The 21,957-nt window shown below is 63.1% G+C and carries 23 protein-coding genes and 1 tRNA gene; 6 read left to right on the forward strand and 18 right to left on the reverse strand.

Features of this window, described 5'->3' with window-relative positions; translation table 11 throughout:
* Positions 1-3 precede the first annotated feature (3 nt).
* Entirely contained in the window at positions 4-1,458 is a 1,455-nt protein-coding gene (locus tag CIT25_RS28310) for an efflux RND transporter periplasmic adaptor subunit (RefSeq protein WP_095488510.1), read from the reverse strand.
* Positions 1,459-2,552: 1,094 nt separating this feature from the next.
* On the opposite strand from CIT25_RS28310, the gene CIT25_RS28315 reads away from it, so the two are divergent.
* Positions 2,553-3,989, forward strand: a complete 1,437-nt coding sequence (locus tag CIT25_RS28315) for an MFS transporter (protein WP_095488511.1) — start codon at positions 2,553-2,555, stop codon at positions 3,987-3,989.
* Here CIT25_RS28315 and coaBC read toward each other — a convergent pair.
* The 5 genes from coaBC to ubiE all read right to left on the reverse strand — a co-directional run bounded on the left by coaBC (position 3,986) and on the right by ubiE (position 8,325).
* Positions 3,986-5,203 (reverse strand): bifunctional phosphopantothenoylcysteine decarboxylase/phosphopantothenate--cysteine ligase CoaBC, encoded by a 1,218-nt coding sequence (gene coaBC / locus CIT25_RS28320; protein ID WP_095488512.1) that lies wholly within the window; start codon positions 5,201-5,203, stop codon positions 3,986-3,988. The genes CIT25_RS28315 and coaBC overlap by 4 nt on opposite strands.
* A 25-nt stretch (positions 5,204-5,228) precedes the next feature.
* On the reverse strand, positions 5,229-5,657 hold the full coding sequence (locus tag CIT25_RS28325) for a type II toxin-antitoxin system VapC family toxin (RefSeq protein WP_342587120.1): 429 nt from the start codon (positions 5,655-5,657) through the stop codon (positions 5,229-5,231).
* The gene (locus CIT25_RS28330) at positions 5,636-5,875 is read right to left on the reverse strand and encodes a FitA-like ribbon-helix-helix domain-containing protein (RefSeq protein ID WP_095488558.1); all 240 of its coding nucleotides are present in this window, start codon (positions 5,873-5,875) and stop codon (positions 5,636-5,638) included. Before CIT25_RS28330 ends, CIT25_RS28325 begins: the two co-directional genes overlap by 22 nt.
* 85 nt (positions 5,876-5,960) lie before the next feature.
* Entirely contained in the window at positions 5,961-7,535 is a 1,575-nt protein-coding gene (gene ubiB / locus CIT25_RS28335) for a 2-polyprenylphenol 6-hydroxylase (RefSeq protein WP_095488514.1), read from the reverse strand.
* Positions 7,536-7,548: 13 nt separating this feature from the next.
* Positions 7,549-8,325: a bifunctional demethylmenaquinone methyltransferase/2-methoxy-6-polyprenyl-1,4-benzoquinol methylase UbiE gene (gene ubiE, locus CIT25_RS28340; RefSeq protein WP_095488515.1), complete on the reverse strand. Its 777-nt coding sequence runs from the start codon at positions 8,323-8,325 to the stop codon at positions 7,549-7,551.
* Between the two features lie 148 nt (positions 8,326-8,473).
* Here ubiE and CIT25_RS28345 point away from each other — a divergent pair, with 148 nt between their 5' ends.
* From CIT25_RS28345 to CIT25_RS28355, 3 genes are all read left to right on the forward strand, one after another.
* Positions 8,474-9,445: an adenosine deaminase gene (locus CIT25_RS28345; RefSeq protein ID WP_095488516.1), complete on the forward strand. Its 972-nt coding sequence runs from the start codon at positions 8,474-8,476 to the stop codon at positions 9,443-9,445.
* Between the two features lie 104 nt (positions 9,446-9,549).
* A complete protein-coding gene (gene upp / locus CIT25_RS28350; protein ID WP_095488517.1) occupies positions 9,550-10,179 on the forward strand; it encodes a uracil phosphoribosyltransferase in 630 nt (209 codons plus the stop codon).
* A 107-nt stretch (positions 10,180-10,286) separates the two neighbouring features.
* Positions 10,287-10,850, forward strand: coding sequence for a TIGR02281 family clan AA aspartic protease (locus tag CIT25_RS28355; protein ID WP_095488559.1), 564 nt, complete (start codon positions 10,287-10,289; stop codon positions 10,848-10,850).
* Here the strand turns inward: CIT25_RS28355 and deoA are convergent, their stop codons facing one another.
* The 6 genes from deoA to CIT25_RS28385 form a co-directional block, all read right to left on the reverse strand.
* Positions 10,851-12,170 carry a thymidine phosphorylase gene (deoA, locus tag CIT25_RS28360; protein WP_095488518.1) on the reverse strand — a complete coding sequence of 440 codons (1,320 nt, stop codon included), beginning with the start codon at positions 12,168-12,170 and terminating at the stop codon, positions 10,851-10,853.
* The gene (locus CIT25_RS28365; protein ID WP_095488519.1) at positions 12,170-12,988 is read right to left on the reverse strand and encodes a purine-nucleoside phosphorylase; all 819 of its coding nucleotides are present in this window, start codon (positions 12,986-12,988) and stop codon (positions 12,170-12,172) included. The genes deoA and CIT25_RS28365 overlap by 1 nt, the downstream gene beginning before the upstream one ends.
* Positions 12,985-13,377: a cytidine deaminase gene (gene cdd / locus CIT25_RS28370; protein ID WP_095488520.1), complete on the reverse strand. Its 393-nt coding sequence runs from the start codon at positions 13,375-13,377 to the stop codon at positions 12,985-12,987. Before cdd ends, CIT25_RS28365 begins: the two co-directional genes overlap by 4 nt.
* Before the next feature lie 180 nt (positions 13,378-13,557).
* Positions 13,558-14,529, reverse strand: coding sequence for an ABC transporter permease (locus CIT25_RS28375; protein ID WP_095488521.1), 972 nt, complete (start codon positions 14,527-14,529; stop codon positions 13,558-13,560).
* Between the two features lies 1 nt (position 14,530).
* The gene (locus tag CIT25_RS28380; protein WP_095488522.1) at positions 14,531-15,670 is read right to left on the reverse strand and encodes an ABC transporter permease; all 1,140 of its coding nucleotides are present in this window, start codon (positions 15,668-15,670) and stop codon (positions 14,531-14,533) included.
* Complete coding sequence (locus CIT25_RS28385) at positions 15,667-17,199, reverse strand: ABC transporter ATP-binding protein (RefSeq protein WP_095488523.1); 1,533 nt, start codon at positions 17,197-17,199, stop codon at positions 15,667-15,669. Before CIT25_RS28385 ends, CIT25_RS28380 begins: the two co-directional genes overlap by 4 nt.
* 319 nt (positions 17,200-17,518) lie before the next feature.
* Here CIT25_RS28385 and CIT25_RS28390 point away from each other — a divergent pair, with 319 nt between their 5' ends.
* A complete protein-coding gene (locus CIT25_RS28390; protein WP_095488524.1) occupies positions 17,519-17,728 on the forward strand; it encodes a SlyX family protein in 210 nt (69 codons plus the stop codon).
* A 93-nt stretch (positions 17,729-17,821) separates the two neighbouring features.
* Here CIT25_RS28390 and CIT25_RS28395 read toward each other — a convergent pair whose 3' ends face one another.
* The 6 genes from CIT25_RS28395 to CIT25_RS37785 all read right to left on the reverse strand — a co-directional run bounded on the left by CIT25_RS28395 (position 17,822) and on the right by CIT25_RS37785 (position 21,404).
* On the reverse strand, positions 17,822-18,187 hold the full coding sequence (locus tag CIT25_RS28395) for a VOC family protein (RefSeq protein WP_095488525.1): 366 nt from the start codon (positions 18,185-18,187) through the stop codon (positions 17,822-17,824).
* Between the two features lie 110 nt (positions 18,188-18,297).
* Positions 18,298-19,287 (reverse strand): BMP family lipoprotein, encoded by a 990-nt coding sequence (locus CIT25_RS28400; protein ID WP_095488526.1) that lies wholly within the window; start codon positions 19,285-19,287, stop codon positions 18,298-18,300.
* 209 nt (positions 19,288-19,496) lie between these two features.
* Positions 19,497-20,162: a peptide-methionine (S)-S-oxide reductase MsrA gene (gene msrA / locus CIT25_RS28405; RefSeq protein ID WP_095488527.1), complete on the reverse strand. Its 666-nt coding sequence runs from the start codon at positions 20,160-20,162 to the stop codon at positions 19,497-19,499.
* Between the two features lie 92 nt (positions 20,163-20,254).
* Entirely contained in the window at positions 20,255-20,578 is a 324-nt protein-coding gene (locus CIT25_RS28410; protein WP_095488528.1) for a hypothetical protein, read from the reverse strand.
* A gap of 108 nt (positions 20,579-20,686) precedes the next feature.
* A complete protein-coding gene (locus CIT25_RS37780; RefSeq protein ID WP_245330024.1) occupies positions 20,687-21,004 on the reverse strand; it encodes a hypothetical protein in 318 nt (105 codons plus the stop codon).
* Positions 21,005-21,017: 13 nt separating this feature from the next.
* Positions 21,018-21,404, reverse strand: a complete 387-nt coding sequence (locus tag CIT25_RS37785) for a hypothetical protein (protein ID WP_245330025.1) — start codon at positions 21,402-21,404, stop codon at positions 21,018-21,020.
* A 362-nt stretch (positions 21,405-21,766) separates the two neighbouring features.
* Here CIT25_RS37785 and CIT25_RS28420 point away from each other — a divergent pair.
* A tRNA-Ser gene (locus CIT25_RS28420) sits at positions 21,767-21,856 on the forward strand.
* Positions 21,857-21,957 lie beyond the last annotated feature (101 nt).

The following is a 21,957-nucleotide window of genomic DNA, read 5'->3' on the forward strand; positions in this document are numbered from 1 at the left end:
GCCTCACCGCAACCGGAACTTGACCAGGACGGAAGACGCGTCATCGTCCCGACGCGGAGCAGTGGCAAGCCCTGTAATGACCTGCTGCCCCTCGGTCAGGTCGCCTGCCAGCAACTCTGTTGTACGACCGTCGGTGATTCCAAGCCGGAGCGAAACCAGCTTCGGCTCGCGGTCTGGCCCAACTACAAAGACCTCGCCCGGGCTTCCTGCCTCTGCGCCCGTTTCGGCAATGGCCGGCGCGGTTGAACGCGCCTTGTCCCCGGTATCATTCGGCGGCCGGAAACGCAGGGCAGCGTTCGGCACTTTCAAGACGCCCTGTCGCTTGGCCACTACCACACTCAGATTGGCGGTCATGCCGGGCAACAGCAGCTCATCGGAATTTTCGGTACCGACCACCACTATGTATGTGACGACATTTTGGACGACCTGCGGTGCCTTGCGGATCTGCTTTACCGTGCCGGTGAAGATTCGGTCGGGATAGGCATCGGCGGTGAAAGTAACTGGCTGGCCAAGCGCAAAACGGCTAATATCGGCTTCCACCACCGAAGCCTCCACCTGCATCTCAGTCAGGTCCTGAGCTATGGTGAACAGGATCGGTGTCTGCAGGCTAGCCGCGAGGGTCTGACCACCACTAACGGCGCGATTGACCACTGTGCCGGTGACCGGCGCGCGTACATACGTGCGGTCAAGATCGATTTGGGCCTGCTGAAGCACCGCTTCCTTCTGCTTCACCTGGGCAAGCGTGTTGGCGAGCTCGGCTTCGGCCATATTGAGTGTCGCCTTGGCGGCTCGAACGGCTGCCGATTGCGACAGTTCCTCCGCTTGGGCAGCAGTCGCCTGCGCCTTGGCAGAGTTATGCGCAGTGTTGTCCCGCTCCCATTCACCCTGCGCGATGATCTTCTGCTTAGCCAGCGAGCGTTTGCGGTTCACTTCCTGCGCCGCACCATCGAGCGCGATTTCGGCGCGTGCAGTCTGTGCTGCGGCAGAATCATATCTGGCCGCGGCGGTCTCCATCTCTGCCCTGGCCCGCTCGATTTGGGCTCGCTGTACGGAAACCTGCGTTTGGGCCATCTCCCGTTCGGCAAGGGTTTGCGCCAGTCTTGCTTCGTAAATCTCCGGGTCAACCCGGGCGATGACCTGACCCTTGGTGACCTTGGAGTTGAAGTCGACATAGAGTTCCTTCACCCGACCCGAGAGCTGAGAACCGACTTCCACCATAACCAGTGCGTTCAGCGTGCCAGCCGCCTGAACTGTTGTGATGATATCGCCGCGCTCCACGGCTTGCGAGCGATAGGCGGGGGTATCGGGCCGGATCGAGGACGGCTTGAGGAGAGCTGAGAGGTTATTGAAGGCCGACAAAACCTGGCCGGAAGTCGCCGATGGCGTCGGTCCCATCGAACTCCCTGGCGTCACCGCGGCGCCGAGGATTGCCGTAACGAACAGAACGCTGCGCATCATTTTCTGACCACCTCCGAGCCGGAAGGGAAAGGTAATCCCTTCCAGCTCTTTAATCTGTGATCGGCAATGCCGTAGAGGAACTCATTTCACCTATTGAAGAAATCCATCACAGCAAACCGCACAGAGATCGATTCGAACGTTCCGGATCTTACTGCTTGCATTGCCCCGGATTGCCCTCGCAGGCTGTTTCGGTCTTGTTGTCGATGTTGCCCTTGCCTTCAGCCGTGTCCTGCGTTGCCGTGCCGAACGCATTGCCACTCACATCCTTCGTGGTCTCATTGCATTGGCAGTCCGGAACCGACCCTGTCTTTGTGCAAGTAGCCACGCCAGCGGCGCCGCAGAAGTCTGTGCACTGCGTCGCCGACACGCCAGGACAGGCGTTCTGCGCTAGCGCGCCGCCTGCTCCAAGCAACAGTGTCCCACCCCAGAAAGCCGCAGCCGCGGCTACCTTTAAACCACTATGTCCAACAATCATGTTCTCCTCCGAATTTGCCAGAGCTAGAGGGTGCTGCGCAGGCCATCTCTGGCACTGGTCGGCAGCATGAGGGCGCAAGAGAGCCCTCGATCCGGCTCGATCGATTATGCTGTGGGAGATGCGGAAGTTATGAGGCCGCCAGTAGCGGGTTACGCCGCCGGGCCTCCCAAGACTCTTTCGGGTGAAGGTCCCTCTGCGGCGCGTAGAACCGCCGCGATACTTGGCCTGTGCAAATCGGCAACGCTCATTGTCGCGCTCCAGTACGACCGCAAGCAGGATAATATTCGCTATTGCTAATATATTAACCGTACCTGCGGAAGTTGGCAACAAATATCTACATCCACCGGTTGACGTGCCGCTAAATCGATTCGGTAGAGCGGCGTCAACATCGCCATCGGCGTCAGCAGTACCAGATGCGCAGCACGGCGGATCGATGGAGCCGGGACGCACGATCATTTTGACTTCCCGCCTTCATCAGCATTCTCAGCGCACCCGCAAAAAACCGCTTGAGCTCAACTGCAGTTGAGGTTTTACAACCCCGAAGCGCCGCTTGCCCTTTGGAGACGAAGGGCGCTCCACCATTTTTTGAATCGGCGTATAAGAACGTTCGGAGGGCGGGGTGACCGAAACCAGCACAAACAGGGTCGATTGGCGCGCGCTGTGGGCGAGCGGCGATCTGGCGCGCTTCTGCTTCATCAGCCTCGGCATCCTGCTGCACGCCACCAACGAAACCATGGTGGCAACGGTGATGCCGGCCATGGTCGGCGAACTCGCCGGCGTTCAGCTGGTCGGCTGGTCGCTGGCAATCTACGAGCTCGGTGCCATCGTCGCCGGCGCCGCCGCCGGACGGCTGGTGAGCTATGTCGCGCTGCGCACCAACATGGTGGTCGCCGCCCTGCTTTATGCGGCCGGCGCACTGGTCTGCGCCATCGCGCCCTCCATGCCGCTGTTCCTGGCCGGGCGCCTGATCGAGGGGTTTGGCGGCGGCGCGCTGGTGTCGCTGGCCTTCGTCTCGGTCGAGCGGTTATTTCCACGCGCCATCTGGCCGCAGCTTTTCGGCGTCATGTCGGCGATCTGGGGCGTCGCCGCCTTCAGCGGGCCGGTGCTGGGTGCGTTGATGACCGAGTTGCTCTCCTGGCGCTGGGCTTTCGGCGTCTTCACGCTCGGCGGCACGGCCATGGCGTTGGCGAGCTTCATCGTGCTCGACACGCCTGAGGCGACCAGGCCGCAGGCGATCACTGGGACGGCGCCGCCCTTCCCCTTTGCTGCGCTCGGCTGCCTTGCCGTCAGCGTCGTGCTGATTGCCACGGCCGGGGTCGACATTGCCCTCCTGCGTTCCTCCCTGCTGCTGGCCCTCGGCCTGGTTGGGCTTGCGCTGTTTGTCCGCATCGATGCGCTGAAGCCGCGCTCGCGGCTGTTCCCGTCGCGGCTGTTCTCTTGGCGCTCGCCGGTCGGCGCAGGCATGACTATGGTCGCCGCGTTCTCCGTGGCGACCTGTTCCTTCGCCGTTTACGGGCCGCTGCTTCTGACCAGCCTGCACGGCATTCCGATCCTGACCACCGGCTACATCATCGCCGCCGAATCGATCGCCTGGTCGATCCTGTCGATCCTCGTCGCCAATGCGCCGCCGGAGCGCGAGAGGCTGATCATCACCGGCGGCGCGCTGATGATCGCGATGGGCATCGCTGGTTTCGCCTATGCCGTGCCGGCGGGTTCGATTCCGCTGATCCTGTTCTGCGCCTTGCTGCAAGGCGGCGGCTTCGGCATTGCCTGGCCCTTCGTCACCCGCGTGATCGTGGCATCGGCCAGGGATGGTGAGCAGACGATCGCCTCTGCCGCCGTGCCGACCATGCAGCGCATCGGCTATGCGGTCGGTGCAGCGCTGACCGGCATCGTCGCCAACGCCAGCGGTTTTTCCGAAGGCCTGAACCGAGAGGCGGCAGCGAATGTCGCCACCTGGTTGTTCCTTGCCTTCGTGCCACTCGGCCTTCTGGGATGCCTTGCAGCCCTGAGGATCTCGGGGCCGGCAGCCCGGCCACAGGAAGCAACGGGCTAGACAGTAATTGTCTTCAGCCGCTCGGCGATCAGTGCCGCAAGCCGCGTCGCCACCTCGTCCTTGCTCATCTCGGGCCATTCGTCGACACCGGCCTTCGAGACGATCCGCACCCGGTTGCGATCGCCGCCCATCACGCCGCCTACGCGGGACACGTCGTTGGCGACGATGAAATCGGCGCCCTTCTTCCTGAGCTTGGCCTCGGCGTTCTTGACGAGGTCCTGCGTCTCAGCGGCAAAGCCGACGACCAGGCTGGGCCGCCTTTTGTGATGACCGACACCGGCAAGAATATCGGGGTTTTCGATCATCTGCAGCGCTGGCGGCCCCTCGCCTGCCACTTTCTTGAACTTCTCGCCGGCCGAAGTCTCACTACGCCAGTCGGCAACGGCAGCCACGAACACGGCCGCGTCCGCCGGCAGCAGCTGTTCGACCGCGTCCTTCATCTCGTTTGCGGTTTCGACATGCAGCGTGGTGACCCCGGCCGGATCGGCAATACCGACCGGACCGGAGACGAGGCGCACATCGGCGCCGAGCCTTGCCAACGCCGCCGCGATGGCATGGCCCTGCTTGCCGGACGAGCGATTGGCGATGTAGCGCACCGGGTCGATCGGCTCATGCGTCGGCCCTGAGGTGACGATGATCTTTCTGCCTGCCAGCGGCTTCGGCCTGATGTCGAGCAGCGCCTCGATCGCGGCGACGATCTCCAGCGGCTCGGCCATGCGGCCCTCGCCTGCCTCGTTGCTCTCTGCCATCTCGCCCTTCGCCGGGCCGATGAATGCGATGCCGTCCTTCTGCAACGTCGCGCGGTTTCGCCGGGTCGCCGGGTGCGACCACATTTTCGGGTTCATGGCGGGCGCCATCAAAACCTGCTTGTCGGTGGCAATGAGCACAGTGGAGGCAAGGTCATTGGCGTGGCCGTTGGCGAGCTTCGCCATCAGGTCGGCGGTGGCCGGCGCCACGACGACAAGGTCGGCCTCGCGCGACAAGCGGATGTGGCCGACATCGTGCTCGTCATTGCGGTCGAACAAATCGGTGAAGACGTGGTCGGCAGCCAGCGCTCCAACCGACAGCGTGGTCACGAATTCCTGCGCCGCAGCGGTCATGACGACACGCACCGCAGCGCCCCGCTCGCGCAGCCGGCGGATCAGGTCGAGCGCCTTATAGGCGGCGATGCCGCCGCCGATGATCAGCAGGATGCGCTTGCCGGAAAGGATCATGCCCGAGACCAGTCCTTGTCCAAAGTCATGCCGGCTTCAGTACCGGCGTGATATCGGTATGGATGAAATCATCGCCCTTGAAAAGCAATGGCAGATCTCGGGTCTTGGCGAGAGCGTAGGCGAAGCAGTCGCCCATGTTGAGGTTGGCCGGGTGGCCGGTGCCGCGGCCATAGGTTGAATAGGCAAGGCGAGCTGCAGAAAGCTGCACCAAATCGAAGGCTAGAATTTCGAGTTGAAGCTCCGAAACTATCGCTTCAAGTCGGGCAGCTCCCTCCGGATATCTGCCTCGCAAGGCGACGCAATATGCTTCATATAGCGTGCCAGAACTGATCGACGGCAGCTCCGATCGGGCGATGGCGTTGGCGAACAACACGTTGTCTGATTCCCGCCCCAGAATGGAAATCAATGCCGACGTGTCGACGACAAGAGCGCTCACCGGAGGCCTTCGTCCCACATTTCATCTGCGAGTTTCTTCAGGTCGAAAGGCTCCGCTGGTTTCACGCCAAGCGCCAGAACCTTGTCAACGTCGATCCTTCGTCGTGCAGGGCTTTTAACCTCTCGCGCAAGAACTTCCCGAGCCTCCTGCTCCATCGAAACACCTCGCGCGGCGGCGCGCTCGCGAAGGGCCTGCTTCACGCTGTCGTCAAGATTGCGGATGGTGAGCGTACCCATGGCATTGCTCCTTCTCATCCAACATAGTTGATGAAAGGAATGCTTTCAATGACAGCGCCGACAGCACTGCTGTCATTGCTTGCATTCAAAGCAGCTTCCAAGCGATATAGACTAGCGTCACCGCGATCACCCACAGCGCCAGCCGGCCGGATCGGGTGTGGCGCGCCTCGGCCTTGCCGATCGCGTGCGCTGTCCTTTCGTCGAAGCGCAACCCATGTTCGGCCATCAAATCGATCTCGCGCGACAGCCGCTCGGTGCGGGCGGCGAGGTCCGGCGCCTGGCGGGCCAGCGCCAGCAGCGCGCTTGCGCCGTCGCGCGCGTCGGCCAGCAGAGCACGCGGGCCGAGGTTGCCCGATATCCAGCCGCTGACCACCGGTTCGGACGTCTTCCACATGTTGAAGGCCGGGTCGAGGGTGCGGGCGACGCCCTCGACCACCACCATGGTCTTCTGCAGCAGCACCAGTTCGGAACGCGTCGCCATGTCGAAGAGGTCGGTCACCTCGAACAGAAGCGTCAAGAGCTTGGCCATCGAGATGGTATCGGCCGGCTGGCCGTGGATCGGCTCGCCGATCGCCCGGATCGCCTGGGCGAACGCCGCGACATTGTGCTGGCGCGGCACGTAGCCGGCCTCGAAATGCACTTCGGCGACGCGCAGATAGTCACGGGTGATGAAGCCATAGAGGATTTCGGCGAGGAAACGGCGCTCCTTCTTGCCGAGCCGGCCGGCAATGCCGAGATCAACGGCAACGATGGTGCCGTCGGCCTCGACGAACAGGTTTCCCGGATGCATGTCCGCATGAAAGAAGCCGTCGCGCAGCGTTTGACGCAGGAACGACTGGATCAGATTGGCGGCGATCGCCTTCAGATCGTGGCCGGCAGCAGCGAGGCCGGCAATGTCGTTCATCTTGATGCCGTCGACCCATTCCATGGTCAGAACGTCGCGGCCGGTGCGCTCCCAGTCGACCATCGGCACGCGAAAGCCGGGATCGTCCTTGGTGTTCTCGCCGAGCTCCGAAAGCGCTGCCGCCTCGAGCCTCAGATCCATTTCGATCTTGGTGGTCTGCGCCAGCGTCTCGGTCACTTCGACCGGCCGCAGCCGGCGCGACGACGGGATGTACTTCTCCTGCAGGCGGGCAGCGAGAAAATAGCTCTCGAGATCACGAAAGAAGAGGCGGCGCACGCCTGGCCGGATGACCTTGACCGCCACCCGCGAACCGACGCCGTCGTGCAGGGTTTCTGCGATATGGACCTGAGCGATCGAAGCCGCGGCAACGGCATCGCCGAAACTGGCGTAGAGGTCGCCGACCTTGCGCCCGAGCGAAGCCTCTATCGCCGCAATGGCCTCGGTCTGCGGAAAGGTCTGCATCTTGTCCTGCAGCATGGCGAGGTCGAGCGCCATGTCGTTGCCGACGACATCGGGCCGTGTCGCCAGGAACTGCCCGAGCTTGACATAGGATGGCCCGAGCCGGACGACCGCCTTGGCCAGCCGGTCGCCACGCTCATAGGCAAGCGCGCGGCGGCGGGTGAACAGCCGTGCCATCCGCCAGCCGAGTTTCGGCAGGCCGGAAAGCTCGTCGCCCGGCAAGGCCGCCACGACGCCTTCGCGGACCAGCACCCAGCCGGCCCGCACGAGCCTGAAACCAGCGCCGACCCTGCTCATGACTGCGCTAGCCTCAAAGCTTCCAGCCCGAATGAAGCGCAGCAATGCCGCCGGAATAATTGCGAAAAGAAGCGCGGTCGAAGCCGGCGCGGGAAATCATCGCCGCAAAATTCTGCTGATTGGGAAACTTGCGGATTGATTCGACCAGATAGGAATAGGGCTCGCCGTCACCGGTCACCGCCTTGCCGATCCTGGGGATGGCGTTGAACGACCACGCCTCATAGACCTTGTCGAGCAACGGCATGTCGACCTCGGAAAATTCGAGACAGAGAAAGCGTCCGCCGGGCTTCAGCACGCGATAGGCTTCCGCAAGCGCCACATCGATACGCGGCACGTTGCGAATGCCGAAAGCGATCGTGTAGGCGTCGAACGTGGCCTCAGCGAAGGGCAGCTCCTCGGCATTGGCTTCGACGAAATCGGTGTTATCAGTCAGTCCCTTTTTCTCGGCCCGGTCGCGGCCGACGGCGAGCATCGAGCCGTTGATGTCGAGAACGGTGGCATGGGCGTTCCTGCCGCTCGCCTCGACGATGCGGAAGGCGATGTCGCCGGTGCCGCCGGCAACGTCGAGAACGCTCCAGCGCGGTCGTTTCGGTGGATTGAGCCATGTGACCATAGCGTCCTTCCACAGCCGGTGCAGGCCGGCCGACATCAGGTCGTTCATCAGATCGTAGCGGTTCGCGACCTTGTGGAAAACGTCATTGACCAGGGACTGCTTCTCGCCTGCCCCTACACGCTTGAAACCATAGGAGGTCTCCATGCCGCCAACGGCCGTGGTTCTCTCAACCGACATTATTTTTGATCCGCCATAAAACCGGCGGGACCATAGCCGATCGATGGTGCCGACGCTATTGTTTAAGGCGCGGTGTTCGGCCGCGCTTCTCGGTCGTGGAATCATGCTTATGGCTCCGCGAACTGGGCTGACCTGACGGGATGACTGCATGCCTTTGAAAGCGGAACTGCACTGCCATATCGAAGGGGCAGCGGCGCCCGAACTCGTCATCCGCCAGGCGCAGAAATACGGCAAGGACACCTCGCCCTACATTCAGGACGGCTCCTTCGTCTGGCACGATTTCACCTCCTTCCTCGCCGCCTATGATTTCTCCTCCGACCTGTTCCGCACGGAAGAAGACTATGCGCGGCTGGCCGATCATTACCTGACCAGTCTCGCCCGCGACGGCGCCATCTATTCCGAGATCTTCACCTCGCCGGACCATGCCGGCAAGGCCGGCCTGTCGCCCAAGGCCTATACGGACGCGCTCGGCGAAGGCATGGCGCGTGCCAAGGCCAAGACCGGCATCGAGGGCCGCATGATCGTCACCGGCGTGCGCAACGCCGGCGTCTATTCGATCGAGCAGGCGGCGCGCTTCGCGGCCCGCTGCGGACATCCGCTGGTCACCGGCTTCGGCGTCGCCGGCGACGAGCGGATGGGCGATCTGGAGGACTATGTCAGGGCCTTCGAGATCGCGCGCGAGGCCGGCCTCGGCATCACCGTCCACGCCGGCGAGCTGATGGGCTGGGAAAGCGTCAAGGCGGCGCTCGACCATATCCGCCCCGCCCGTATCGGCCATGGCGTGCGCGCCATCGAAAATCCCGACCTTGTCCGGCGCATAGCCGACGAAGGCGTCGTGCTCGAATGCTGTCCCGGCTCCAACATCGCGCTGAAGGTCTTCGACAGTTTCGCCGATCACCCTTTTCCGGCGCTGCAGGCGGCGGGCTGCAAGGTGACGCTAAACTCCGACGACCCGCCCTATTTCTGGACGTCGCTGAAGCGCGAATACGACATTGCCGCAGAGCATTTTTCGATGGACGACAAGGCGCTCGCCGCCGTCACCAGAACCGCAATCGAGGCCGCCTTCGTCGATAAGAAGACCAGGACGGCGCTTCTCGCACGCCTTAACGCCGCCCGCTAACTCTCTCCTCCTGCAAAAACTGTGGTAGGTGATCGCAAGCAGTTCCTTGGCCGGCGCATTGTCGATAGGGTTCACGTAAGCAGCCGGAATTTCAGGAGAACACCATGAAGGGCGTCACCGTCGTCGACCACCCGCTTGTCCAGCACAAGCTGACCATCATGCGAAAGAAGGAAACCTCGACGGCCGGCTTCCGGCGGTTGTTGCGGGAGATCTCGCTGCTGCTCGGCTACGAGGTCACTCGCAACCTCGAACTGACGACGACAACGATCGAAACGCCGATCGAGACGATGGAAGCGCCAACGCTGGAGGGCAAGAAGCTGGTCTTCGCCTCAGTGCTGCGCGCCGGCAACGGCTTGCTCGAGGGCCTGCTTGACCTGGTGCCGGCGGCGCGCGTCGCCCATATCGGTCTCTACCGCGATCATGAGACGCTGGAAGCGGTCGAATATTTCTTCAAGGCGCCGAGCGATCTCGCCGACCGGTTGGTGATCGTCGTCGACCCGATGCTGGCGACCGCCAATTCGGCGATCGCGGCGATCGACAAGCTAAAAGGGCGCGGCGCCACTAACATCCGCTTCCTCTGCCTGCTGGCTGCGCCAGAAGGCCTCGAGCGCTTCATCAAGGCGCATCCCGATGTCCCGGTATTCACCGCGTCCATCGATCGCCAGCTCAACGAGAAAGGCTACATCATGCCCGGCCTCGGTGATGCCGGCGACCGCATGTACGGCACGAAATGACCGTGCCACTCGTTTACCGATCGTTTACGCAAACGGCCGCTTTCCGCATCTGTTAAAGCTGCAAACACCATGTCGCGATAAGCATGGACCTTCACGAAGGCCGGTCCATGCTGCGCAATCTTCTCATCCTAGGCGTGCTCGCCGTAACATCGGCGTCGTTCCCGATCCTCTATCAATCGAATCCGCAGATGCTCGATGGCCTGCTGAAATCGGCGGTCAGGGCGAGGCCCACGGTCGAAACGCAAACGGACCTGAACCTGGCCGCGGTTCCCGACATGCCGGCGACGCCGCAGCCGCTCGGCCGCAAGGTCGTGGTCACGGCGGATGCGCGCGGGCATTTCACGTCGGCATTCAAGCTCAACGGCCGTCAGGTTGACGGCATGATCGACACCGGCGCCACGCTCGTCGCCATCAACAGTTCGACGGCACGCAGGATCGGCATTTCGCTGAACGCGTCGGACTTCCGCCACACGGTCAACACCGCCAACGGGGCGATCAAGGCTGCCCTGGTGACCGTCGATCGCCTGCAGATCGGCAAGATCACGGTCGACGGCGTCCAGGCGGTGGTGCTCGACGACAAGGCACTGCGCACCAATTTGATCGGTCTGAGTTTTCTCCAGCGGCTTGAAAAATATCAGGTCGAAAACGGCGCGCTGTTGCTCGTCCAGTGATCACCCGCGCGGCAGGATCCGCCGGATGACGGCTTTTTCCGCAGGCGGCTTCGAAGCGCCGATCGTATAGGCCGAAAGCACGGCGGCCGCGGCCGCCTCGGCATCGGAGGCGTTGCGGGCATGGACCAGCGCCAGCGCCTCGCCGGCGCGTACCTCCGCACCGACCTGCAATAGCCTGGTGATGCCGACCGCATGATCGATGCTGTCGTCCGGCCGTATGCGCCCGCCGCCAAGCCCGACGACGGCAAGACCGATGTCGCGGGTGGCGATGCCGGTGACAAAGCCGTTTTCGGTCGCCTTGACCGCAAACTCGGTCGCCGCCTTCGGCAGGTATTTTTCCGGATTCTCGATGAAGTCGGCCGGACCGCCGAGCGCCGCCACCATGCGCGCGAAGACGGCCGCCGCGCGGCCACCGGCAAGCGTCTCGGCGGCGCGCCGCATGCCGTCCTGGTTGGACGATACCAGCCCCGCCGACTGAAGCATGTCTGCGGCCAATGCCAGCGTCACATCCTCCAGGCGCCGATCGCGGACGCGGCCGGTGAGAAAGTCGACGGCATTTTGCACCTCGACCGCGTTGCCGGCAGCCGATGCCAGCGGCTCGTTCATGCCGGTGACCAGCGCCGAGGCCTTCAGGCCTGCGCCGTTGGCGATTTCGACCAGGCTGTTCGCCAGTGCCGCTGCGTCGCGCGACTTTTCCATGAAGGCGCCGTTGCCGACCTTCACGTCGAGCACCAGTGATTGCAGGCCGGCGGCCAACTTCTTCGACAGGATCGAGGCGGTGATCAGCGGCACCGATTCGACGGTGCCCGACACGTCGCGGATCGCATAGAGCCTGCGGTCGGCGGGCGCGAGATCGGCGGTCTGGCCGATGATGGCGCAGCCGGTTTCGAGCACCACCTTGCGGAAGCGCGTAACATCCGGCTGGCTGATATAGCCGGGGATGGCATCCATCTTGTCCAGCGTGCCGCCGGTATGGCCGAGGCCGCGGCCGGAAATCATCGGCACATAGGCGCCGCAGGCGGCGACGATCGGCGCCACCATCAGCGAGACATTGTCGCCGACGCCGCCTGTCGAATGCTTGTCGGTGACCGGGCCCGGCAGGTCCGACCAGTCGAGCACGTCGCCGGAATCGCGCATGGCCAGCGTCAGCGCCACCGCCTCGTCGCGGCTCATGCCGTTGAAGAACACCGCCATGGCGAACGCCCCGACCTGCCCGTCCGAGACGGTGCCGGTGGTCACGCCCTCGATGAAGCTGGCGATCTCCTGCGCCGACAGCTTATGGCCGTCGCGCTTGCTGCGGATGATTTCCTGGGGAAGCATCAGGCCGAGACCTTACTCTCCGGCAGCCCGTCTTCGAACACACGCTGGAGAATGGTCGCCAGCCGCGCGCCGCCAACCGGCGCCATGTCCTTGGTCTCCTGGTGCGAAAGCTCCGCCCCGGTCATCCCTGCTGCAAGGTTGGTGATGACCGAGCAGGCAGCGACGCGCAGGCCGAGGAAGCGGGCGAGAATGACTTCCGGCACGGTCGACATGCCGACGGCATTGGCGCCCATGACGCGCGCCATGCGGATCTCGGCGGGCGTCTCGAAGCAGGGCCCGGAAAACCACATATAGACACCCTTGTGCAGCGCGGTATCCGTCGCCTTCGCGGCCGTCTCGATCGCCGAGCGAAGGCCCGCATCATAGGCTTCGGTCAGACCGACGAAGCGGCGGTCGCTTGGCTCGCCGATCAGCGGGTTGGAGCCCGAGAAGTTGATGTGGTCGGTGATCAGCATCACCGAGCCCGGCCCCATGTCCGGGTCGACCGAGCCGGCGGCATTGGTGAGGATCAGTTTCGAGATGCCGAGGCCGGCGAGCACCTCCAGCGCCGGCCGCATCGCCGCCGCGTTGCCGTGCTCGTAATAATGCGCGCGGCCGGACAGCATCAGCACTGGTGTGCTGGCAAAACGTCCCGCCACCACCTCGCCGGCATGGCCGGTGACGCCGCTTCTGGGAAAGCCCGGCAATTCGGCATAGGAAATGCGGACGGCGTCCTCGACCTGGTCGACCAGCCCGCCGAGGCCCGAACCCAGCACGAGCGCGGTGGCGGGCGCCAGCCCGTCCAGCCTTTCGACGAGATGATCGAGCGCTTCCTTCATTTCAAAATATCGCCCTGGAAGCCGTAGGGCAGCATCTCGCCCATGGTCACAGTCTCGACCACACCGCCATTGTCGCAGAGATAAAGCTTGGTTTCCGGCCGACAGAATTCGGCCAGCCGCTGCCGGCAGCCACCACAGGGCGAGCATTTCGCCATGCGCTCGGCAATCACGGCGATCTCCGTGATCCTGCCGCCGCCGCCCATGATGTAGTGGCCGAGCGCGGTGGTTTCGGCGCACCAGCCTTCCGGATAGGACGCGACCTCGATGTTGGCGCCGGCAAAGACGCGGCCGTCCTCGGTGCGCAGTGCCGCCCCGACCGGGAATTTCGAATAGGGCGCATAGGCCTTGGCCATGGCGGCCTTGGCCGCTTCGAACAGGTCATGCGACATTTAGTTTTTCCCTAGAATGATCTGTCCGAAAACCGGCTTCCACTTTTTCGCGGCCATGCTCATATTTTCCTTTTCGCATGGCCCGGTCCGAAAACCGGCTTCCACTTTTCGGGGCCATGCTCATATTTTCCTTTTCGCATGGCCGGTCCGAAAACCGGCTTCCACTTTTTGGGGCCATGCTCAGCGTTCCTTGACATAGGGCACGCCGCCGGCGCGCGGCGGGATCGCCTTGCCGATGAAGCCGGCGAGAAGGATGACGGTGAGGATATAGGGCAGCGCCTGCATGAGTTGCACCGGCACCTTGCCGATCACTGGCAGCGGCGTGCCCTGCAGGCGGATCGACAGCGCGTCGAGGAAGCCGAACAACAGGCAGGCGAACATGGCGTTGACCGGCTTCCACTTGGCGAAGATCAGCGCGGCCAGCGCGATATAACCCTTGCCGGCGGTCATGTCCTTTACGAAGCCGCCGTTCTGCACCATCGACAGGTAGGCGCCGGCAATGCCGGTGAGCACCCCGGTGCAGATCAGCGCCCGGTAGCGCAGCCAGGCGACCGAGATGCCGGCCGTGTCGACCGCGGCCGGATTCTCGCCGACCGCGCGCATCCGCAAGCCGAAACGGGTGCGGAACAGCACCCACCAGGTGAACGGCACGGCGAGGAACGCGATATAGACCAGCACGGAATGGCCGGAGATGAGTTCCGAATATATCGGACCGAGGATCGGCACGCCCCTGAGCGCGTCCGCGCCAGGCCAGATGATCGCCCCGAACCGCTCGCCGGGCGCAAGTGCCGGAGTGCGCCCACCTTGCTGGAACCAGGCCTGGCCAAGCATGATCGTCGATCCCGCGGCGATGAAATTGATCGCGACGCCGGAGACGATCTGGTTGCCGCGATGAGTGATCGAGGCAAAGCCGTGGATCATGGCGAAGGCGACCGAGATCAGGATGGCCATGCCGAGGCCGAGATAGGCGGAGTGGAAGACGGAGGCTGCGGCGGCACCGGCGAAGGCGCCGACCAGCATCTTGCCCTCGAGCCCGATATCGAAAATGCCGGCCCGCTCCGAATAGAGGCCGGCGAGGCAAGCGAGCAGCAAGGGCACCGACAGGCGGATGGTCGAGTCCAGAACCTGGACGATGGCGTTGAACAAATCCATCTCAGGCGCCCTTCCCCTTGATCGCTTCCATGCCGACGGATCTCGGGCTGAACGAGGCGAACAGCGCCTGGACATAGGGCCGGAACATGTGCTCGAGCGCGCCGGCGAACAGGATGACCAGGCCCTGGATGATGACGATCATATCGCGGCTGATGGCCGGCATCTCGAAGGCGAGCTCGGCGCCGCCCTGGTAGAGCATGCCGAATAGTATTGCGGCGAGCACGATGCCGACCGGGTGCAGGCGCCCCATCAGCGCCACGGCGATGCCCACGAAACCGGCGCCCGAAACGAATTCGAGCGCGACATTGTGCTGGTCGCCCATCGTCGGATTAAGCGCCATCATGCCGGCCAGCGCGCCCGAGATCATCATGGCGACGATGATGATGCGGGTCTCCGAAATGCCGGCATAGCGCGCCGCTTTCGGGCTGTGGCCGTAGGTGCGCATCTCGTAACCGAGCTTGGTGCGCCAGATCAGCACCCAGACCAGAAAGGCCATGGCCAGCGCCAGCAGGAAGCTGATGTTGAACGGCGCCGAGCGTATCTTGGCGCCGAACAGCTCGATGACCCAGTTGAGCTTCGGCAGTTGCGCGCCGTCGAGGAAGGTGCGTGTCTGCGGCGCCATCGAATTGGCCGGCTTCAAGAATCCGACCAGTGCGTAGACCATGACGCTGGCGGCGATGAAATTGAACATGATGGTGGTGATGACGATGTGCGAACCGCGCTTGGCCTGCAGATAGGCCGGGATCAGCGCCCACAGCGCCCCCATTGCCGCGGCGGCGATGATCGCCAGCGGGAAGGTGAGCCACCATGGCAGCACGCTGTCGAAGGCCAGGCAGACGATGCCGATGCCGAGACCGGCGATATAGCCCTGGCCCTCGCCACCGATGTTGAACAGGCCGCAATGCGCCGCAACCGCCACCGAAAGCCCGCTGAAGATGAAGGTGGTGGCGTAGAAAAGCGTGAACGCAATGCCTTGCCCACGGCCGAAGGCGCCCTCGACCAGGACGGCGGCCGCGCGGAACGGATTTTCGCCAACCAGAAGCACGACGAAGCCGGCGACGACGAAGGCAACGGCGAGATTGATCACCGGAATCAGCCCGTAATCGGCCCAGGCCGGCAGCTTGGCGTAGGGAGTGCTCATTCCGCCGCCTCCTGACGCTCGACGCCGGCCATCAGCAGGCCGAGCTCGCCCTCGGTCGCCTCCGGGCCGCGCTCGCCGACGATGCGGCCGGCAAACATCACTAGGATGCGGTCGGACAGCGAACGGATCTCGTCGAGTTCGACCGACACCACCAGCACCGCCTTGCCCTGGTCGCGCATGGCGATGAGGCGCTTGTGGATGAATTCGATGGCGCCGACATCGACGCCGCGCGTCGGCTGGCCGACGATGAGCACGCCTGGGTCTTGTTCCATTTCCCGCGCCAGCACGATCTTCTGCTGGTTGCCGCCGGAGAAATTGGCGGTCTTGAGCCGGCAGTCCGCCGGGCGGATGTCGTATTTGGCTATTCTGTCCTTGGCGTCGTCGCGGATGGCGTCGATGTTGAGGAACGGCCCCTTCAGGTAGCGCGGATCGTCGTGATAGCCGAGGATCGAATTCTCGTTCTCCTCGAAGGCCAGCACCAGCCCGACATGATGACGGTCTTCCGGCACATGGGCGAGACCGCGGTCGCGCAGCTCGCCGGGATCGGCGGCCCCGGTGAGATCGATCGGCTTGCCGTCGAGCATGACGGAGCCCGAGACGGCGCGCCTGATGCCGGAAATCGCCTCGAGCATTTCGGATTGCCCGTTGCCGGCGACGCCGGCGATGCCGACGATCTCGCCGGCGCGCACATCGAAGGAGATGTCGTCGACCATGGTGACGCCGCGGGAATCCTTCACCGTCAGGTTCTTGACCGCGAGCTTGACGCCGCCGGCTTCCGCCTCGCCCTTCTCGACCCTGAGCAGCACACGGCGCCCGACCATCAGCTCGGCCAGCTCCTCGACTGTCGTCTTCTTGGTCTCCCTGGTCGCCACCATCGTGCCCTGGCGCATGACCGAGACCGTGTCGGTGATCGCCATGATCTCGCGCAGCTTATGGGTGATCAGCAGGATCGTCTTGCCCTGCTCCTTCAGCTGCTTGAGGATGCGGAACAGATGGTCGGCTTCTGCGGGCGTCAGCACGCCCGTCGGCTCGTCGAGGATCAGGATCTCGGCGCCGCGATACAGCGCCTTGAGGATTTCGACACGCTGCTGCAGGCCGACCGGCAACTCTTCGATGATCGCATCGGGATCGACTTCCAGCCCGTATTCGCGCTCGAGCCGTTCCAGTTCGGACCGCGCCTTGGCGATGCTCTTCTTCAGCAGCGCATCGCTTTCGGCGCCGAGAATGACGTTTTCCAGCACCGTGAAATTGTCGACCAGCATGAAGTGCTGATGCACCATGCCGATGCCGAGCGCGATGGCGTCGTTTGGCGACTTGATCGACGCCGGCTGGCCGCCGACGCGGATCTCACCGCTGTCGGCCTGGTAGAAGCCATAGAGGATCGACATCAGTGTCGACTTGCCGGCGCCGTTCTCGCCGACAATGCCGTGGATGGTGCCGCGCACGATCTCCAGATTGATGTCGCGGTTGGCGCGCACGGCGCCAAAACTCTTGTTGATGCCGATCAGCTCGATTGCGGCTTGCGCCATGCAGCCTGTCCCACTCTTATTTTTTTATCGCTTGGTCAAAACGCCTAGCATGACGCCCCGTCTGTGCCAATTGGCCGGAGCAGCGTTCACTCTCGACAAATCCCCGCGCGCTTGTCAATTTCGAACGTGGCCGCAGCCTTCACATTCGCTGTCGCATCGGCCGGAAAACCGGATTCGATTTTCGGAAAGCACGATGCGAAGATTGTAAGTGTCAGAGCGTAGTTTGTGCGTCCAATTGGACGCCCGTCGCTCTAATGTGGCAGACCCAGAAAATTCGCATCTCTTGGGAGTTGCGCAGCAAGAACCCGAGGTTTTTCAAATGACCATGCCCGCCGACCGGCTGACAACGCTGGAAATACGCGCCGCCGAGCAGGAGAAGACCATCGAGGAACTGTCCGGCCAGATCGCCGAGCAGTGGAAGGTGATCGAGCGCATGCAGCGCAAGCTCGATGCGCTCACCGACCGCTTCCTGGCGTTGGAGGAACAGGCCGCACCGGACGTGCCGGTGACCAAGCCGCCGCATTGGTGAGCGACTGAGGAAGAGCAACGAGCGTGGCCGGTGAAAGCGACCGCATAGCCGGACGGCCGCGAATACGTGCAGCCGGCCCACGCGGTTCTCAGGTCAGGCAGCGGCTTTCGACGGCTGCCAAAGTTCGATCGGATTGCCTTCGGGATCATGAATGCGGCAGAAGCGGCCGGCCTCTGAATCCCATTCGGCGCGAGTTTCGACGGCGATGCCCGCCGCCTTGAGATCGGCCACGGTCGCATCGATGTCATCGACGCGGAAATTGATCATCCACTGCTGATCCATGCGACCGAAATAGTCGCTCTCTCGACGGAACGGTGCGAAGACGGTCGGGCCAGCCTCCTGTTTCCAGACGGTCTTGGCGATGTCGACAATGCCCAGATGCTTCTCGTACCAGGCGGTCAGCGCTTGCGGGTCGCTGGCGCGAAAGAAGAAGCCGCCTATTCCCGTCACCGTTGCCATCGGCCGTTACCTCCTCTTGCCGGATATTATTTTTGCGGTCCGCCATCCATAACGCAAAACCGCCGGGTTTTCACCCCGGCGGCTTTGATCAGATCCGCGATGTCGGTCGATCAATAAGGGCAGGCGTTGTCCGACATGTAGTCGTGCACCTTGACGGTGCCGGCGATGATGTCGGCCTTGGCCTTTTCGACCGCCGCCTTCATCGCGTCATCGACAAGCGCCTTGTTGTTGTCGTCCATGGCGTAGTCGACACCGCCTTCCTTGAGGCCGAGGTCGTTGATGCCGCCGGTGAACTTGTCGTTCTTGGCGTCCATGAAGGTGTTGTAGACGGCAACGTCGACGCGCTTGACCATGGAGGTCAGCACCTTGCCGGGCTGCAGTCCGTTCTGGTTGGAATCGACGCCGATGCCGAGCTTTCCGGCATCCGCCGCTGCCTGCAGCACGCCAACACCGGTTCCGCCTGCCGCCGCATAGATCACGTCGGCGCCCTGGTCGATCTGCGTCTTGGCGATCTCGCCGCCCTTGGCCGGATCGTTCCAGGCTGCCGGCGTATCGCCGGTCATGTTCTGGATGACATCGGTCGCGCCGGCTGCCTTGGCGCCGCCGACATAGCCGCAGCCGAATCTGCGGATCAGCGGAATGTCCATGCCGCCGATGAAGCCGACCTTCTTCGACTTCGAGGCCATCGCCGCCATCACGCCGACGAGGTAGGAGCCTTCCTGCTCCTTGTAGACGACGGAGCGGACATTGGGCTTGTCGACGACCATGTCGATGATGGCGAATTTGGTGTCGGGAAACTCGACGGCGATCTTCTCCAGCGCATCCGCCCAGGAGAAGCCCGCCATGGCGATCGGATTGCGGCCATCCTCGGCGAAACGGCGCAGCGCCTGCTCGCGCTGGGTCGCGTTGCTGACCTCGAATTCCACATAAGCGATACCGGTTTCGGCCTTGAACTTTTCGGCGCCATTGAAGGACGCTTCGTTGAACGACTTGTCGAATTTGCCGCCGAGATCGTAGAGAAGCGCGGGCTGAATGTCCGCGGCGAAGGCCGGAAGAACCATCGCAGTTGCGGCCAGGAGGCCGAGAACGATACGTTTCATGTGATCCACACCCTGTCGGTTATTTTTTCCGTTACGCACCGCCTGCCCGCCCGGTTCTCCGGCAGGCATGCGACATCAGACAGGAGTGTCTTCCTCCCGCTTCGGGCCAATCTGGCACGGCCCGAAACAAAATTCACGCGGAATTTTGACCTTTTGGAAAAGCGTGGCGCCGCATCCCGGCGCCACGGATCATCGCCTCGACAACGGCCTCAGGCGGAGACGGCAGCCGGGATGGCGCAGGCAACGCCGGTGCCCTGCAGATTGCAATAGCCGTAGGGATTCTTCGCCAGATATTGCTGGTGGTCTTCCTCGGCGAAGTAGAATTCTGGCGCCGGCGCGATCTCGGTGGTGATCTTGCCGCGGCCGGCACCGCGCAACGAGGCTTCATAGGCGTCGCGCGAGGCGATCGCCGCCTGGTATTGCGCATCGCCGAACGTGTAGATCGCCGAGCGGTAGGTGGTGCCGACATCGTTGCCCTGGCGCATGCCCTGCGTCGGGTCATGGCTTTCCCAGAACAGCTTCAGAAGCTGTGCATAGGACACGATCTTCGGGTCGTAGACGACGAGCACGACTTCGGCGTGGCCGGTCAGGCCGGTGCAGGTTTCCTGGTAGGTCGGGTTGGGGGTGACGCCACCCGCATAACCGACAGCCGTGACCCATACGCCCTCGACCTGCCAGAACATACGCTCGGCGCCCCAGAAGCAGCCCAGTCCGAACATCGCTGTCTCCAGCCCCTCGGGATAAGGCCCCTTGAGCGGCCGCTTCGAGACAAAGTGCTTGGATGCCGTCGGGATAGGCTTGGCACGACCCGGCAGCGCCTCGGCAGGCTTCGGCAGATTGAGCTTCTTGTTCAGCATGTCGCTGAGAAAAAACATGCGCGGTCTCCCTTTCTCTTTGATTTGGGATTCTCTTTGATTTGGGATTTCTCTTCGTTTGGGGACGCCTGAAGGCCATCAGCAACAAGTCATCAAGTCCGGGCGAACCGCCCTGTCGGCCGCTTCCGCCTGTAGCCGATCATGTAGAGAATGAAGGCAAGCACCGCGAACACGGCGAAGCCGGGCTGGTTGAGCACCCAGGCGACGGCGCCGTCCCACAGCAGCGGACTGACCTTGTCGCGGACGAAGCTTTCGAAGGCGCTTCGCGTATCCGGCGAGACGGCGAGCCAGCTTGTGTTGAGCGGGGTCATGACCAGCGCCGAGGCCGCCACCGAGCGTGTCGTATCGAGCACCGCCATGATGACGGAAACCGAAAGCGCAACCATTGCCGCGAGACGGAAAAGAAAGCGAAACATGCAGACCTTTCCTCCCCAGGACTTTAGCAGACAGACTGCAACGTCTGTTTCGAACAGAGAGATAGTGTGCGCGCGCTTTGTTCGCAATCGCGACACGCGAATTTGAAGCTACGCTGCCGGTTTCAGCTTTCGCCGATTGACGCGCCAGACAGCGAGCACACCGCCCGCCACCGCGCCGACAACCAGCCCGGCCAGCCCGACGAACAGGGCAAAATAGGCGCAGGCACCCTCGAAGCAGCTCATGTCGGTGAGATTCGCGACCATCAAGCCGCCGAAAAACCCGGCGCAGGCGCCGAGCGCGGCGCCGAGAATGACCCCGAGCAAGGTGGCGATGATCGAGGCCAGCACCAGCGGGCGTTCGGTTCCCGGATTGGCATAGACTGCATCGGCGCCCGAGCCGCGGCGCAGAAGGTAGATGCAGAGCAAGCCGATGGCGATTTCAGCGCCGGTGATGGCCAGCCCTCTGGCCGAGAAAACGAAGTCCGGCGTGACCAGGATGTAGCACTGCCTCGCCAGCAGCCACAGTATGGTGGCGACCTGCCAAAGCGTGAAATGCCTGGGAAAACGCGCCCGAGCGGTTGAAGGCGAGACCGAGGACAAAAAGCCCCCACAGAAAGATGACGATGCTGGCGGCGAGGCTGCCATAGATGAGATAGTAAACGCTGTCCGGCAGGCCGTAGTCGCTGGTCAGCGGCCATCCCGAGATCATGCCGTAAACAGACCAGGCCATGACCAAGGCGAGCCAGGCAGGCGGGATGTAGGACAGCCCGCTGTCCGGTCGCCTGGCCGGCCGTCCGCTGGCCGGCTGCTCGTTGCTCGATGTCATGCCGCCCCCGCAAAGCTGACGGACACTCGATAGGCGGCCAACAGCGAAGTCAAGCGCGGCAGGTTTTTTTCGGCATTTCCCGTGCACGTCGTTCGACAGTCGCCGCATCGGGAGCATTGCGTCGGTAGCACGACAAAACCATCTGTACCCGGCAAAGCGAATAGAGTGCCGTTATGGCTTGGCATTCGATGCCGGATCGACTAGATGAGCCCCGCGCCTGTTGCTTTGACGGCTCAGGTGCGGGGAAAGGGTGTCCGTTGGTTGACGGCGCCCACGGTACCGAGTTCCGGGCCGGAATCCCCCAAGGGAGACGCATCTCCCCAACCCGCGCGGCGAAACCGGCCGACGCGAAATGCCAAGACGGAGAGGTGGCCGAGTGGTTGAAGGCGCACGCCTGGAAAGTGTGTTTACGGGAAACCGTAACGCGGGTTCGAATCCCGCTCTCTCCGCCATCCAGCTTCCATAAAAATCCTTTCTTTTCAAAAACTTCCTTGTTGCGCTTGACCAGTGCGAAGCGAAACCTATCTCAGACTGTGTAACAAACTGTGTAACA

Origin of the sequence: Mesorhizobium mediterraneum (genome assembly GCF_002284565.1) — a bacterium.
In the GTDB taxonomy this organism is placed as follows: domain Bacteria; phylum Pseudomonadota; class Alphaproteobacteria; order Rhizobiales; family Rhizobiaceae; genus Mesorhizobium; species Mesorhizobium mediterraneum.

Bases quoted from the DNA above. Each gene is read 5' to 3' on its own strand.
- CIT25_RS28310 (WP_095488510.1), bottom strand. From the start codon at position 1,458: ATGATGCGCAGCGTTCTGTTCGTTACGGCAATCCTCGGCGCCGCGGTG.
- coaBC (WP_095488512.1), bottom strand. From the start codon at position 5,203: ATGATCCTTTCCGGCAAGCGCATCCTGCTGATCATCGGCGGCGGCATC.
- CIT25_RS28330 (WP_095488558.1), bottom strand. From the start codon at position 5,875: ATGGGTACGCTCACCATCCGCAATCTTGACGACAGCGTGAAGCAGGCC.
- ubiB (WP_095488514.1), bottom strand. From the start codon at position 7,535: ATGAGCAGGGTCGGCGCTGGTTTCAGGCTCGTGCGGGCCGGCTGGGTG.
- ubiE (WP_095488515.1), bottom strand. From the start codon at position 8,325: ATGTCGGTTGAGAGAACCACGGCCGTTGGCGGCATGGAGACCTCCTAT.
- CIT25_RS28345 (WP_095488516.1), top strand. From the start codon at position 8,474: ATGCCTTTGAAAGCGGAACTGCACTGCCATATCGAAGGGGCAGCGGCG.
- upp (WP_095488517.1), top strand. From the start codon at position 9,550: ATGAAGGGCGTCACCGTCGTCGACCACCCGCTTGTCCAGCACAAGCTG.
- CIT25_RS28355 (WP_095488559.1), top strand. From the start codon at position 10,287: ATGCTGCGCAATCTTCTCATCCTAGGCGTGCTCGCCGTAACATCGGCG.
- deoA (WP_095488518.1), bottom strand. From the start codon at position 12,170: ATGCTTCCCCAGGAAATCATCCGCAGCAAGCGCGACGGCCATAAGCTG.
- CIT25_RS28365 (WP_095488519.1), bottom strand. From the start codon at position 12,988: ATGAAGGAAGCGCTCGATCATCTCGTCGAAAGGCTGGACGGGCTGGCG.
- cdd (WP_095488520.1), bottom strand. From the start codon at position 13,377: ATGTCGCATGACCTGTTCGAAGCGGCCAAGGCCGCCATGGCCAAGGCC.
- CIT25_RS28375 (WP_095488521.1), bottom strand. From the start codon at position 14,529: ATGGATTTGTTCAACGCCATCGTCCAGGTTCTGGACTCGACCATCCGC.
- CIT25_RS28380 (WP_095488522.1), bottom strand. From the start codon at position 15,670: ATGAGCACTCCCTACGCCAAGCTGCCGGCCTGGGCCGATTACGGGCTG.
- CIT25_RS28385 (WP_095488523.1), bottom strand. From the start codon at position 17,199: ATGGCGCAAGCCGCAATCGAGCTGATCGGCATCAACAAGAGTTTTGGC.
- CIT25_RS28390 (WP_095488524.1), top strand. From the start codon at position 17,519: ATGACCATGCCCGCCGACCGGCTGACAACGCTGGAAATACGCGCCGCC.
- CIT25_RS28395 (WP_095488525.1), bottom strand. From the start codon at position 18,187: ATGGCAACGGTGACGGGAATAGGCGGCTTCTTCTTTCGCGCCAGCGAC.
- CIT25_RS28400 (WP_095488526.1), bottom strand. From the start codon at position 19,287: ATGAAACGTATCGTTCTCGGCCTCCTGGCCGCAACTGCGATGGTTCTT.
- msrA (WP_095488527.1), bottom strand. From the start codon at position 20,162: ATGTTTTTTCTCAGCGACATGCTGAACAAGAAGCTCAATCTGCCGAAG.
- CIT25_RS28410 (WP_095488528.1), bottom strand. From the start codon at position 20,578: ATGTTTCGCTTTCTTTTCCGTCTCGCGGCAATGGTTGCGCTTTCGGTT.
- CIT25_RS37785 (WP_245330025.1), bottom strand. From the start codon at position 21,404: ATGACATCGAGCAACGAGCAGCCGGCCAGCGGACGGCCGGCCAGGCGA.